Raw genomic sequence first — 12,913 nt, forward strand, 5'->3', positions numbered from 1 at the left:
GCCCCTCACAAGCGCGCGGCCCGCAGGCGCAAGGCGTTGCCGATCACGCTCACAGAGGACAGCGCCATGGCGGCCGCCGCGATGACCGGCGAGAGCAGGATGCCCAGGAACGGGTAGAGGATGCCCGCCGCCACCGGCACGCCGGCGGCGTTGTAGATGAAGGCGAAGAACAGGTTCTGGCGGATGTTGCCCATCACGGCTCGCGAGAGTCGCCGGGCGCGCACGATGCCTGTGAGGTCGCCCTTGAGCAGCGTCAGGCCGGCGCTCTCGATGGCCACGTCGGTGCCGGTGCCCATGGCGATGCCGACGTCCGCGGCAGCGAGCGCCGGGGCGTCGTTGACGCCGTCGCCCGCCATCGCGACCACCTGCCCCGCCGCCTTGTGGCGCTCGACCACGGCAGCCTTCTGGTCGGGCAGGACCTCCGCCTCGACCTCCTCGATGCCGAGCCGGCGCGCCACCGCCTCGGCGGTGGTGCGGTTGTCGCCGGTCAGCATCACCACGCGGATGCCCTCGGCCCGGAGCGCGGCCAGCGCCTCCGCCGTCGTCGCCTTCACCGGGTCGGCGATGGCGATGACCCCGGCCAACCGGCCATCGACGCCGACGAAGATCGCGGTGGCGCCGTCGCGCCGGAGTTCGTCGGCCTCGGCCGCGTGGGTCGAGACGTCGACACCCTGCTCGCCCAGGAAGGCGGCGTTGCCCAGCGCGACGCGACGGCCCTCGACCGTGCCGAGGGCGCCCTTCCCCGTCGGGCTGTCGAACTCCGAGACTGGGGCGGTCGCGATCCCGCGCTTCCCGGCGACCGCCACGATGGCGAGGGCGAGCGGGTGCTCGCTCGCGCGCTCGACGCTCGCCGAGAGGCGCAGCACCGCGTCCTCGTCGAAGCCTTCGGCCGCCACCACCCGCGTCACCGCCGGCTTGCCCTCGGTCAGCGTGCCGGTCTTGTCGACCACGAGGGTCGTGACCCGCTCCATCCGCTCCAGCGCCTCGGCGTTCTTGACGAGGACACCGGCCCCGGCGCCCCGGCCGACGCCGACCATGATGGACATCGGCGTGGCGAGCCCGAGCGCGCACGGGCAGGCGATAATGAGGACCGCCACCGCCGCCAGCAGGGCGAAGGTGAAGCGCGGCTCCGGCCCGAAGACCATCCAGGCGCCGAAGGCGAGCATCGCCACGCCGATCACCGCCGGCACGAACCAACCCGCGACCTGGTCGGCGAGGCGCTGGATGGGTGCGCGCGAGCGCTGGGCCTCGGCCACCATCTGGACGATGCGCGCCAGCATGGTGTCGCGGCCGACCTTTGTCGCCTCGACGACCAGCGATCCGGACTGGTTGAGGCTGCCGCCGATGACGGGGGCGCCGGCCTCCTTGGCGACGGGCATCGATTCCCCCGTCACCAGGCTCTCGTCGACGGAACTGCGGCCCTCCACCACCGCACCATCGACCGGCACTTTCTCGCCGGGTCGCACCCGCAGCCGGTCGCCGACGGCGATGGCGTCGAGCTGCACCTCCTCGTCCGTGCCATCGGGCCGGACGCGTCGCGCCGTCTTCGGCGCGAGGTCGAGCAGCGCCCGCAGGGCGCCCCCGGTGCTCTCGCGGGCGCGGAGCTCCAGGACCTGCCCAAGGAGCACGAGCACGGTGATGACGGCGGCCGCCTCGAAGTAGGCCGGCACCGCCCCGCCGTGCCCGCGCAGCGCGTCGGGGAACAGCCCCGGGGCCAGCGTCGCGACCACGCTGTAGAGGTAGGCCGTGCCCGTCCCGAGGGCGACCAGGGTGAACATGTTCAGGTTGCGGGACAGAACGGAGTGCCAGGCCCTGACGAAGAACGGCCAGCCAGCCCAAAGCACCACCGGGGTGGCGAGCGCGAGCTGGATCCAGTTGGAGGTTTGTTGGCCGAGACGCTCCGTCAGGCCGAACAGGTGCCCGCCCATCTCCAGAACGAACACCGGCACGGTCAGGACCAGCCCGACCCAGAACCGGCGCGTCATGTCGATGAGTTCCCCGCTCGGGCCGTCGTCCGCGCCGACCATCGCCGGCTCAAGCGCCATCCCGCAGATCGGGCATGCCCCGGGCCCGACCTGCCTGACCTCCGGGTGCATGGGGCAGGTGTAGACCGTGCCCTCGGGCACCGGTTCGGCTTTCGCGGCAGCCTGGGCCGGATCGACGTAGCGGACCGGGTCGGCCTCGAACTTGGTCCGGCAGCCGTTCGAGCAGAAGTAGTACGGGTGCCCGTCGTGCCCGGCCCGGAACTCCGTCGCGTGCGGATCGACCATCATCCCGCAGACAGGGTCCTTCACGCGGGAGGCACCCGCGTCGTTCGCCGCGACGCCGGCCTGAGGGCCGTGGTCGTGGCGATGCCCATGACCGTGGCCGTGGGCGACATGGTCGTGGCCTCCGGAGCAAGCGTGGCCTGCCGGGGCCGGATGGTGTTCCTGTGGCGCGTCGCTCATGACCGATCCCTTCGCGTGGGCCGCCGGGCTGCGCCGTGCCGCGGGCGGCGCAGCCCGGCGGCTTACCGGTTGCCTTCCTTCTTGGCGTTCTTGTCGAGCCAGGCGACGAGCTCCTTGACGCTCTTCTCCTGCTCCTCGATGGTCTTCTCGGCGAGGTGCCTGCTCTCGGCGTTGTCGAGGCCCTTCAGCGCGGCCCGGGTCATGTCGATGGCGCCCTGGTGGTGCGGGATCATGGTGCAGACCCAGCCGACGTCGGGGTCCCCCGCCATCATCCCCTGCATCATCGGGCCGTTCATCGCCATCATAACCTGACGGAGGCCCTTCTGCGTCTCGGTCATCTCGCCGCCCATGCCCTGGATGGCCTGGGACATGTGCCCCTGCATGTCCCTCAGCTCGGCGTCCTTGCCGGCGGTGGCCGACTTGCAGGCCTCCGGCAGCTTCACGGCGGACTGCACGGGATTGTGGTCGTGGTCGGCCGCCAGGGCCGTCCCGGCGCCCGGGAGAGCTAGGGCCGCGGCGAGGATCAAGGTACGAACCAGCATGATCGCCTCCTCTCGTTGAAGTCGAGGGGCGGCCTCGACCGGCCGCCCCGGGTCCGTCAGGCGGCCATCTTCCGGCAGCTCTCGGCGCAGCGACGGCACTGCTCGACGCAGTGCTGCATGTCGCCGACCTGCTCGCAGCTGCGGGCGCAGTCCTCGCAAACGTCGGCGCACTCGGCACAGGTATGCTTGTGGTGCGAGGTGCCGAGCAGCATGAAATGCGCCGAGGTCCTGCAGATCTCGGCGCAGGCCAGCATCAGCCGGAAATGCTCCGGCTCGACATGCTTGCCCCCGGCCGGAAGGCAGTGGTTCGAGGCCATGCCGACACAGGTCTGATAGCAACGCAGGCACTCGTCGATGCAGGACTGCATCTCGCTCGACATCTGGTGCATTCGATATCTCCTCTGACTAGGTAGTTTTTAGGGCGTCATGAATAATCGTCATGACTGCCAAACGAGCAGTGATAACGACAATGACAGTTGAACAAGTTCGTTAAGCGCAGATTGTTCAATCTTTTTGTTCTGACTAATTTCCTTAATACTTATATATATCAGGGCGTACACCCGAGGGGTGGAAGTGCCCCGTGACCGATGCGGATTGGGGCCCGGCGTGCCGTGGAAGTGCGATGCCCCAAGCTCCGGGACATCCCGAGCCGGTCACCGCCCGCCATGCCGGGCGCACTCGCCGTCGCGTTCGCGCAATGCGGATGCGAACCGGGGCTTGTTCCTCGCGGATCGCCACCGGGTCATGGCTGTCGGGATTGCGGCTCCGGGCGCGGCCCAAGGGGGCGGACCCGGACGCCGCGGACACGCCGAAGGCGGCGACAAGACGACCCGGCATGGAAGGAAGCCTCGCGACGGGATGTCGGGGCGCGGGCCGCGTTCACGGGCGCACCTCGGGCGTCGCGCGCCTCAGGCGCGCCTTATCTCACGCGAGGGTTCGTGGCGGTTTGCGTAGCGCCTCGGGGCCGATGCCCGCGCGACCGGGTGCGTCGTGCGGGATCAGCACAGCCGCCCGGAACACGGGGGCGACCAGGGATGCAGCTCCGGCGACGATGCCGACCGTGCCGCAGACCATCGCCCCGCAACAGCCGCGCTTACAGGCGCTGGGGCAGCAGCATCGGTCGGCACCGGCCGCCCGAAGCGAGGCGGTCGACCGACCGGCCGCCGCCTGGAGGCGGGGCGCTGCCAGGAGCTTCACCGGCATCTCTGAGATGCGCGACGACGCGGCGGGACCTGGGTTCTCTTTGGAAGCGGACGCCGTAGGGACCACCGATACCGCGCGCTTGTGGCCGGCGCAGTGGACGTGCCCCTCGTGCGCCTCGACGGCGAACGGCGCGACGAAGGCGATGATCGCGAGGACCATCACCGCCATCGAACGCACGATGTGCCTGTCGAAACCCATGCCGGTCGCTGATCTCGATCCCGAATGCCGGGACTGCGTCGCCCCTGGCACGTGAATGCGCGCAGCTGGGTTTGGTTGCCCCGGCTCGATTCACGCCGTCGTGCCGAGCGGCTCGGCCGGGTAGCCTGCGGCGGCGATGGCCTGGGCGATGCGGTCGCTCGGACCGGCGGCGCCCGATACGGTCACGAGCTTGGCCTCGCGGTCCACCTCGACCTGGGCGCCCGGCTCGATGTCGACGACGGCCCTGGTCACTGACTTGGCGCAGCCGCCGCACCCCATCTTGTCGACCTTGAAGTGATACATGACGCTCTCTCATGGTGGCGTCCCATCCAGATGGGGCTTCCCATGATGGGAAGGTCAAGGGTCGCGAATGTCTTGGAGTTGCTGCGGGTCATCGGACATCGCCCACAGGATCGCGCTCGACCGCGAGCACATCGAGCGGGCGCCGCTTCCCAAACTTGTCACCGCCGAAGGCAAGGCCGCTGCGCCCGCACGGGCCCGATCCGCCGCCCGGCTCCGTCATGCGGGACGAGCGTCCGAAACCCACATCGAAGTCGGGTGCGAGGGGGGCCCGCCTGCGGCAGCGATACCCGAACGCTGAACCGGCCACGGCCTCAGGCCGGCATCTCGCCACGGTACCGGGCGAAAGGGCTTCGGCCTAGCGGGCCGAATAGAACTACCTCGTAGGCGTGGGGCTCGATGCCAGTGACCTCCATGCCGGGCGAGCCGACTGGCATGCCCGGAACTGCCAAGCCCGTTCCCTTGGGCTTCTCCGAGAGCAGGCGCTTGATCGCGTCGGCCGGCACGTGTCCCTCGACCACGTAACCGTCCACGACGGCGGTATGGCAGGAGGCTAGGTCCTGCGGCACGCCGAGACGCGCCTTGACCGGATTCACCGGCCCCTCGGTCACCGCCACCGTGAAGCCGGCCTCGCGCAGGTGAGCCACCCACTTCTGACAGCAGCCACAGTTCGGGTCCTTGGTGACGGCGATCGGCGGCAAACCCTCCGCCAAGACGGGCCGCGCGACAGCCAGCCCCGCGGCCAGGCCTGCGAGCAACACTCGTCGGGACGGCATCTTATATGACCTCATCATCCGCTCCTGTCGGTTCCTCATTCGGCGGCCAGAGGCATCCGTGCCCTATCCTCGGTCTCCACAGCGGCCTGCGGTAGCCCGTGCCCCTTCACCAGCGCGTAGACGGCCGGAATCACGACGAGGGTCAGCACGGTCGACGAAACCATCCCGCCGATCATCGGCACCGCGATGCGCTGCATGACCTCGGAGCCCGAGCCGGTGCTCCAGAGGATGGGCAGGAGGCCCGCCATGATGGCGACCACCGTCATCATCTTAGGGCGGACCCGCTCGACGGCGCCGACCATGATGGCCCGCCGCAGATCTTCCCTCGTGAGCGGGCGATCCTCTCGCCCGCATCCGGCCCTGACCTCGTCGAGTGCATGGTCGAGGTAGACCAGCATGATCACGCCGGTCTCGGCGGCCACGCCGGCGAGCGCGATGAACCCGACCGCCACCGCGACCGACATGTTGAAGCCCATCCACCACATCAGCCAGACGCCCCCGACCAGCGCGAAGGGCAGCGACAGCATGACGATCAGCGTCTCGGTCAGGCGCTGGAAGTTCAGGTAGAGCAGCAGGAACACGACCAGCAGCGTCAGGGGCACCACGATCCTCAGGCGCGCCGCGGCCCGCTCAAGGTACTCGTACTGCCCGCTCCACTGCAGGGTCGTGCCCGGCGGTAGCCTGACTTCGCTGTCGACCGCGGCCCGCGCGTCGGCGACGTAGCTGCCGAGGTCCCGGCCCGCGAGATCGACGAAGATGTAGACCGCGAGCTGCCCGTTCTCCGTGCGGATCGAGGTCGGCCCCCGCGTGAGCTCGACCTTGGCCACCTCGCGAAGCGGCACCGTCCCCCCCGCCGGCAGCGGCACCTGCACCTCGTCGGCGATGGCCCGCGGATCCGAGCGGAAGGCGCGCGGGTAGCGAACGTTCACCGTGTAGCGCTCGCGACCCTCGACGGTGTTCGTGACGGACTGGCCGCCGAGCGCCGTCGCGATGACGTCCTGCACGTCGCCGACGCTCAGGCCGTAGCGCCCGAGCGCCTCGCGGTCCGGCGCGATGTCGAGGAAGTAGCCGCCGATGACCCGCTCGGCGTAGGCGCTCGAAGTGCCTGGCACCTTCCGAACCACCGCCTCAACCTGCCGAGCGACGCCCTCCATCTGCTTCAGGTCGGTCCCGAGGACCTTGATGCCGACCGGCGTGCGGATGCCGGTCGAGAGCATGTCGATGCGGGCGCGGATCGGCTGCGTCCAGGCATTCGACACGCCCGGGAACTGCAGCGCTTGGTCCATCTCGGCTTTGAGGCTCGCGAGCGTCACGCCCGGGCGCCACTCCGCCTTCGGCTTGAGGCTGATGATGGTCTCGGCCATCTCCATCGGCGCCGGATCCGTCGCCGTGTTGGCGCGCCCGGCCTTGCCGTAGACCGAGGCCACCTCCGGGAAGCTCTTGATGATCCGGTCCTGGGTCGCCAGCAGTTCGGCGGCCTTCGTCACCGAGATGCCGGGCAACGTGGTCGGCATGTACATCAACGTCCCCTCGTTCAGCTCCGGCATGAACTCCGAGCCGAGCTGACGCGCCGGCCACACCGTGGCCGCCAGCACGCCGAGGGCCAGCACGATGGTCAGGACCCGGGCCCGGAGCACGCCGGCGATGAGGGGCCGGTAGAGCCAGATCAGGAGCCGGTTCACCGGGTTGCGGTGCTCCGGGACGATGCGCCCGCGCACGAACAGCGTCATGAGGGCCGGGACCAGGGTCACCGACAGGAGCGCCGCCGCCGCCATGGCGAAGGTCTTGGTCAGGGCGAGCGGCCCGAACAACCTGCCTTCCTCGCCTTCCAGGGTGAAGATCGGCAGGAAGCTCACCGTGATGATGAGCAGCGAGAAGAACAGGGACGGGCCGACCTCGGCGGCGGCCTCGACCAGGATCTCGACGCGCGGCTTGCCCTCCGGCGCCCGCTCCAGGTGCTTGTGGGCGTTCTCGATCATGACGATGGCGGCGTCGATCATGGCGCCGACCGCGATCGCGATGCCGCCGAGCGACATGATGTTGGCGCCCAGCCCCAGAGCCTTCATGCCCGCGAACGCCATCAGGATGCCCACCGGCAGCATCAGGATGGCCACCAGCGCGCTTCGGACGTGCAACAGGAACACGATGCAGACCAGGGAGACGACGACGCTCTCCTCGACCAACGTGTGCCGCAGCGTCTCGATGGCGGCGTCGATGAGCTGCGAACGGTCGTAGACCGGCAGGATCTCGGTGCCGGCGGGCAGGCTCTTGGCCACCTCGGCGAGCTTCGCCTTCGCGTTCTCGATGACGCTGAGGGCGTTCGCGCCGAACCGCTGCAGCACGATGCCGCCGGCGACCTCACCCTCGCCGTTCAGCTCGGTGATGCCGCGGCGCTCGTCCGGCCCGAGCTCGACCCGGGCGACGTCCCGGACCCGCAGCGGGGTGCCGCCGGAGGTCTTCAGCACGATGTTCTCGATGTCGGCGACGCTCCTGAGATAGCCGCGCCCCCGCACCATGAACTCGAACTCGGAGAGCTCGACCGTGCGCCCGCCGACGTCGGCGTTGCTCGTTCGGATCGCGTCCCGGAGCTTGTTGAGCGAGATGCCCTGGGCGCGCAGACGGTTCGGGTCGACGACGACGTTGTACTGCTTCACGAACCCGCCGACGCCGGCGACCTCGGCCACGCCCTCGGCGCGCGAGGCCCCGAACCGGACCACCCAGTCCTGCAGGGACCGCAGCTCGGCGAGCGTCCGCTCCCGGGCCACCACCACGTACTGGTAGACCCAGCCGACGCCCGTCGCGTCGGGGCCCAGCGTCGGTGTGACCCCGGCCGGCAGGCGGCTCGCCGCGCCGTTGAGGTATTCCAGCACCCGCGAGCGGCCCCAATACGGGTCGGTGCCGTCCTCGAAGATGACGTAGACGAAGGAGACCCCGAAGAACGAGAAGCCCCGCACCACCTTCGCCTTCGGCACCGTCAGCATGGCGGTGGTCAGCGGGTAGGTGACCTGATCCTCCACCACCTGCGGCGCCTGACCCGGATACTCGGTGTAGACGATGGCCTGCACGTCCGAGAGGTCGGGGATGGCGTCGAGCGGCAGGGTGCGCAGGGCGACGACGCCCGTCGCCACGGCGAACACGGTCCCGACCAGCACCAGGACGAGGTTGCGGGCCGACCATCCGATGAGGCGCGCGATCATGGCTTGGCCTCCATGTTCGCGGCCTGCCGGTCGTCCGACTTCGGGGCCGCCATCGATTGCAGCGCGGCCTTGAGGTTGCTCTCGGCGTCGATCAGGAAGTTCGCCGCCGTGACCACCCGGTCGCCGGCCGCGACGCCCTCGCGGATCTCGGTGTAGCCCGGGCCGCGTGCCCCGATCTTGACCTCGCGCGGCTCGAACCGGCCCTCGCCGCGGTCGAGCAGCACCACCTGTCGCGCGCCCGTATCGATGACCGCGTCGTCGGGGACCGCCACGACGGGCTTTCCGGTTCCCGTGGCGATCTCGACCTCGGCGTACATGTCGGGCAGGAGCGCTCCGTCCGGGTTCGGCAGCTCGATGCGGACACGTGTGGTGCGGGTGTCCGGGTTCACCTGCGGGTAGATCACGCCGACCTTGCCCGAGAACGTGCGCCCCGGGGCCGAGCGGACCCGAAGGGTCACCGACTGTCCGACGCGCACCCCGGCGAGGTCGCGCTCGGGCACGTCGGCCAGCACCCACATCACCGAGATGTCGCCGATGCGGAACAGGGTGTCGCCGGCCGCGGCCTTCATGCCCTCGACGGCCGTACGCTGCAGGACCACGCCGTCCCGGGCCGACGACCAGGTGATGGCCATCGGCACCTTCCGGGTGCGCTCCATCTCGTCGATCACCGCCTCGGAGACGTTGAGGTTCTGCAAGCGCCGCCGGGCGCCGTCGAAGCCGGGATTGGCGATGAGCTGGGCGGCGGCGGCGTTGATGTCGGGCGAGTAGATGTGGACCAGGGGCTGGCCCCTGCGGACCCGGTCGCCGGTCGTGACGTCCTCGACGTGGTCGACGTACGCGTCCGAGCGTGTCGCGATGACCGTCACGCGCCGCTCGTCGAGGGCGACGGTGCCGGGCACGCGCACGGGCTGGGCGACGACCCGGCGCTCCACGGTCTCGGTCCGGACGCCGGTGCGCTGGACCTTGCCGGGGGAGACGGTCACGACGTTGCCGCCCTCGTCCTCGCCGGCGTAGACGGGGATGTAGTCCATCCCCATCGAGTCCTTCTTCGGCACCGGCGAGGTGTCGGGCAGGCCCATCGGATTGCGGTAGTACAGGACGCGTCGGTCACCGGAGCCGGGCTTGGACGACCCGGCTGGCTGGCCGCCGTCCGCCATGCCGTGGGCGGCCATGTCGGCGGGCATGGCCTCCACGGCCTCGCCGTCGAAGCGGACGTCCTCGCTGGCGCGGACGGCCCGGAACTCGCGTCCGTCCGTCGTGACCATCGGCGCGAGCGAGTAGACCGGCTTTCCGTCCGGGTCTTGGTAGTAGACGATCGGGCCGGACGGGGCGGCCCTCGCGGGGCCCGCCGCGGGAGGCAGGAGATGCGCGAGCCCGTCGCGAGCCCGGTCCGCGAGCGCGGTCGGCAGCGCCGAGACCGCGCGTCCGGCGAGTTCGGACACGGCGGGGCCGTCGTGCCCCGCCCAATACCCGACGCCCGCGGCCGCGAGCGCGGCGAGGGCCCCGGCCAGCCATCCGGACCGGCTCATTTCGCGGCCTGGACGATCAGGTCGCCCTCGACCGTGCCGGTCTCGCCCTGGACCTTGGCGGCCAGCGACAGGCGCCAGCGGCCCTGCATCCCCAGATGGGCCTTGAAGCGGTAGATGCCGGGTTCGGTCGACGGCACCTGCTCGACCTTGGTGGCCATCTCCTCCATGGCGTCCGGAGCCATATCGAGGCGCTTGGCGAAGATCACGGCGTCGGTCACCGGCTTGCCGCTGCGCTTGTCGACGAGCCGGACGGCGAGGACGGCGTCGCCGACCTTGGCGTCCTGCTGCACGAGCTGGAACTGATAGTCCTTGATGCCGGCGAGCGCCGGCAGGGCCTGGGCCGACAGGGTGGCGCCGAGCAGCGCGGCCGTAAGGGCGCGCACGAAGGGATTCCTGGTCACGGGTACGGTCTCCTGAACGCGATGGTCGCCGGCGCGCGGTCGCGCGCCATCGTGCCGGCGCTTACGCCGGCGGCATCGGGTTCAGGCTCGGGGGGGCTCGGGTAACGGTGGCCCGTGCATGCTGGCGAAGGACGCGGCATCGGGCCACGCCCGGCTCGTCCGCGTCGCGACCGGTGCCGGCACGGACACCGCGGACGGCGGGAGGGAAGCGATGCCGGCGAGGCAGAGCGCCAGCAGCGGGCAACCCGCCTTGGCGCAGTCGGGCTTCGCCGTCTTCACGGGCGGACAGCATGGCATCTCGGCCATGTCGACATCCGCCATGTCGGCGGGGTCCGCGACCGGCATCGCCTCGTGCCCGACGCCCACCTGCGCCATCACGGACGCGCGCATGCCCGCGACGGCCGCGGGGGCGGCCACCGGCGTCAGGGCGAGGCTGAGAACCGCGAGAAGCGGGATCAGCCGCCGAAGGGCGAGCCAGAACGTCACGGATTCACGATGCCAGCTTTTCGGTCCGGGCGGAAGGCCAAGTGATCCGACGGCGTCAGAAGTCCCGGGTGGAACGCGCCGGCCGCTCAACGGAAGGGCGCCGGCGCATCTCGGTGATCGACCCGGTCGTCGAGCCGACCTCCGCCGATCCGACAGGACGGGGCGGCGTTCGATGCGTCTGGGGTATGAAGCGGGACGGGACGTTGTCCATCCACCCCGCGAGCGCATAACCTGGCAGTGCGGCAAGCATTGCAATGCCGGCGAAGACGGGAAGGATCTTGGTTCTCATGGCGGAACTCGATCATTACTCGGAAGCTCGCGGCTCCTTTCCTTGAGTCCGTACGTCCCGCGCTCATTGTTACGACATTGCGCGAATTCTTTTTCGTGCTGCGGCCGGCGCCGCGAGACACAGTCATCTTCGCCGACCGCCTTGGTACGCCCTTGGCTTGTTCGCTACCATCGGAGCAGGCGCGGTCCCAGGAGCGCCCCCGCCAGCGTGCACAGCGCGATGGTCCCTCCGTACCAGACCGCGACGAACGGCACGGTGTCGTCCATGCAGTGCAGGGAATAGCCGAGCGCGCTGACCGCGCCCGAGGCGAGGCCAACCAGGGCCCCGGCCCGCACAAGGTCCGTCGGCGCCCCGAACCGCCGGACCGCCCACGTGACGACGGCGAACGGCACGACGGCGATTAGGGGGATCGAGACGAGGCATTCGAGCCAGGTGTGGCCCGAGATCAGGCCATGCCAGTGCTCGCGCGGGGTCATCGACAGGCTCGCCCCCGCGAGCGCCGCGACCGCGACGAACGGCAGGGCGGCGACCCCGAGATGGACGCGGCTCTCGCCGCCGGGCCTCGCGGCCCTGACGAGATACCGGAGCGCGAGACCGCCGACCGCGGCCGCGAATGCGAACTTGAACGCGAGGAACACGAGCGGGCGGGCCTGCATCAGGCCGGGACGAACCCCCAGGACCGCGAGCGCGAGGCAGAGCGCGGCCGCGGCGCCGACGGCCACCGCCAGCCCGAGCCGGCGGGTCATCCACGGGGTCCGGACAGGCTCGCGCTCGAAGCTGCTGCCCAGGAGGCCGATGAGTTCGTCGGTCTTCATCGCGTCTTGCCTCCCACCAGGTTCGCCAGCGCCTTCAGGCCGCGATGGACGCTCACCTTGACCGCGGTCTCGGTCATGCCGGAGCGTTCGGCCGCCTCCGCGGTGCTCAGTCCCTCGACCTTCGTCGACCGGATCGCACTCCTCATCTTGGCCGGCAGGTGCGCGAGGAGGCGCTCGACGTCGAGCGAGCTCTCCGCCGCGACGTGATCGTCATGGGCCACCAGCACGCCCGCATCCTCGACCGGGACGTCCGTCGTGGACGCGCGCGTGCGCCGGAGATGGTCGATGAGCTTGTACCGGGCGATGGCGTGGATCCACGGCGTCACCGGTTGCGTGACGTCATAGGTGTGCCGGCGCGTATGGATCACCATCAGCGTCTCCTGGACGAGATCCTCCGCCTCGGTGTCGCTCCGTCCGGAGCGGACCAGCTTGCCCTTGTAGTAAGCGCGCAGATGCGAGCCGAGACGCCCGAGGAAGCGCCGGTAGTCGGCCGCGCTACCCCCGAGGCTGGCGATGAGCAGCCCACGCAGTTCCTCCTCCGCCCGGGGCACCAGGGCTAGCATTACAGTTGCGTTTTGTGGCTTTTCTGTTTGCGGCTTGTCGTGCCGGTCTTACGGCGTCGATGCGGTTTGGCGTCTGAGGCGCGGCGTTTGAGATGGGCGTTTCGGGCGGCCGCCTGATGTGCCCGTCGCCAGAGCGACCACGCGATGACGTGGGCGGGCTGGATGCG

The 12,913-nt window shown here is 70.3% G+C and carries 13 protein-coding genes; 1 reads left to right on the forward strand and 12 read right to left on the reverse strand.

Annotation, left to right across the window (positions count from 1 at the left end; genetic code table 11):
• Positions 1-5 precede the first annotated feature (5 nt).
• The 3 genes from ABC766_RS08625 to ABC766_RS08635 form a co-directional block, all read right to left on the reverse strand.
• Positions 6-2,447, reverse strand: a complete 2,442-nt coding sequence (locus ABC766_RS08625; RefSeq protein WP_345821834.1) for a heavy metal translocating P-type ATPase — start codon at positions 2,445-2,447, stop codon at positions 6-8.
• 62 nt (positions 2,448-2,509) lie between these two features.
• Entirely contained in the window at positions 2,510-2,989 is a 480-nt protein-coding gene (locus ABC766_RS08630; RefSeq protein WP_345821835.1) for a DUF305 domain-containing protein, read from the reverse strand.
• 56 nt (positions 2,990-3,045) lie between these two features.
• On the reverse strand, positions 3,046-3,378 hold the full coding sequence (locus ABC766_RS08635) for a four-helix bundle copper-binding protein (protein ID WP_331302648.1): 333 nt from the start codon (positions 3,376-3,378) through the stop codon (positions 3,046-3,048).
• Positions 3,379-4,049: 671 nt separating this feature from the next.
• Between ABC766_RS08635 and ABC766_RS08640 the strand changes: the two genes are divergently transcribed.
• Positions 4,050-4,445: a hypothetical protein gene (locus tag ABC766_RS08640; RefSeq protein ID WP_345821836.1), complete on the forward strand. Its 396-nt coding sequence runs from the start codon at positions 4,050-4,052 to the stop codon at positions 4,443-4,445.
• Positions 4,446-4,480: 35 nt separating this feature from the next.
• On the opposite strand, the gene ABC766_RS08645 is transcribed toward ABC766_RS08640, so the two are convergent.
• The 9 genes from ABC766_RS08645 to ABC766_RS08685 form a co-directional block, all read right to left on the reverse strand.
• Positions 4,481-4,693 (reverse strand): heavy-metal-associated domain-containing protein, encoded by a 213-nt coding sequence (locus ABC766_RS08645; RefSeq protein ID WP_331302650.1) that lies wholly within the window; start codon positions 4,691-4,693, stop codon positions 4,481-4,483.
• Between the two features lie 311 nt (positions 4,694-5,004).
• Complete coding sequence (locus ABC766_RS08650; RefSeq protein ID WP_331302651.1) at positions 5,005-5,481, reverse strand: DUF411 domain-containing protein; 477 nt, start codon at positions 5,479-5,481, stop codon at positions 5,005-5,007.
• A gap of 20 nt (positions 5,482-5,501) precedes the next feature.
• Positions 5,502-8,663 (reverse strand): CusA/CzcA family heavy metal efflux RND transporter, encoded by a 3,162-nt coding sequence (locus ABC766_RS08655; protein ID WP_345821837.1) that lies wholly within the window; start codon positions 8,661-8,663, stop codon positions 5,502-5,504.
• Positions 8,660-10,192 carry an efflux RND transporter periplasmic adaptor subunit gene (locus ABC766_RS08660; protein ID WP_345821838.1) on the reverse strand — a complete coding sequence of 511 codons (1,533 nt, stop codon included), beginning with the start codon at positions 10,190-10,192 and terminating at the stop codon, positions 8,660-8,662. The genes ABC766_RS08655 and ABC766_RS08660 overlap by 4 nt, the downstream gene beginning before the upstream one ends.
• The gene (locus tag ABC766_RS08665; RefSeq protein WP_331302653.1) at positions 10,189-10,593 is read right to left on the reverse strand and encodes a FixH family protein; all 405 of its coding nucleotides are present in this window, start codon (positions 10,591-10,593) and stop codon (positions 10,189-10,191) included. Before ABC766_RS08665 ends, ABC766_RS08660 begins: the two co-directional genes overlap by 4 nt.
• An 81-nt stretch (positions 10,594-10,674) precedes the next feature.
• Complete coding sequence (locus ABC766_RS08670; protein WP_331302654.1) at positions 10,675-11,079, reverse strand: hypothetical protein; 405 nt, start codon at positions 11,077-11,079, stop codon at positions 10,675-10,677.
• Positions 11,080-11,134: 55 nt separating this feature from the next.
• The gene (locus ABC766_RS08675) at positions 11,135-11,368 is read right to left on the reverse strand and encodes a hypothetical protein (protein WP_345821840.1); all 234 of its coding nucleotides are present in this window, start codon (positions 11,366-11,368) and stop codon (positions 11,135-11,137) included.
• A 164-nt stretch (positions 11,369-11,532) separates the two neighbouring features.
• Positions 11,533-12,183, reverse strand: a complete 651-nt coding sequence (locus ABC766_RS08680) for a DUF1109 domain-containing protein (RefSeq protein WP_331302655.1) — start codon at positions 12,181-12,183, stop codon at positions 11,533-11,535.
• The gene (locus tag ABC766_RS08685) at positions 12,180-12,746 is read right to left on the reverse strand and encodes a sigma-70 family RNA polymerase sigma factor (RefSeq protein WP_345821841.1); all 567 of its coding nucleotides are present in this window, start codon (positions 12,744-12,746) and stop codon (positions 12,180-12,182) included. Before ABC766_RS08685 ends, ABC766_RS08680 begins: the two co-directional genes overlap by 4 nt.
• Positions 12,747-12,913: the final 167 nt, after the last annotated feature.

It is taken from the genome of Methylobacterium fujisawaense, assembly GCF_039619325.1.
GTDB lineage: Bacteria > Pseudomonadota > Alphaproteobacteria > Rhizobiales > Beijerinckiaceae > Methylobacterium > Methylobacterium fujisawaense.

Coding starts and splice junctions, on each gene's coding strand:
- ABC766_RS08655 (WP_345821837.1), bottom strand. CDS start 8,663: ATGATCGCGCGCCTCATCGGATGGTCGGCCCGCAACCTCGTCCTGGTG.
- ABC766_RS08625 (WP_345821834.1), bottom strand. CDS start 2,447: ATGAGCGACGCGCCACAGGAACACCATCCGGCCCCGGCAGGCCACGCT.
- ABC766_RS08660 (WP_345821838.1), bottom strand. CDS start 10,192: ATGAGCCGGTCCGGATGGCTGGCCGGGGCCCTCGCCGCGCTCGCGGCC.
- ABC766_RS08645 (WP_331302650.1), bottom strand. CDS start 4,693: ATGTATCACTTCAAGGTCGACAAGATGGGGTGCGGCGGCTGCGCCAAG.
- ABC766_RS08680 (WP_331302655.1), bottom strand. CDS start 12,183: ATGAAGACCGACGAACTCATCGGCCTCCTGGGCAGCAGCTTCGAGCGC.
- ABC766_RS08630 (WP_345821835.1), bottom strand. CDS start 2,989: ATGCTGGTTCGTACCTTGATCCTCGCCGCGGCCCTAGCTCTCCCGGGC.
- ABC766_RS08650 (WP_331302651.1), bottom strand. CDS start 5,481: ATGAGGTCATATAAGATGCCGTCCCGACGAGTGTTGCTCGCAGGCCTG.
- ABC766_RS08635 (WP_331302648.1), bottom strand. CDS start 3,378: ATGCACCAGATGTCGAGCGAGATGCAGTCCTGCATCGACGAGTGCCTG.
- ABC766_RS08675 (WP_345821840.1), bottom strand. CDS start 11,368: ATGAGAACCAAGATCCTTCCCGTCTTCGCCGGCATTGCAATGCTTGCC.
- ABC766_RS08685 (WP_345821841.1), bottom strand. CDS start 12,746: ATGCTAGCCCTGGTGCCCCGGGCGGAGGAGGAACTGCGTGGGCTGCTC.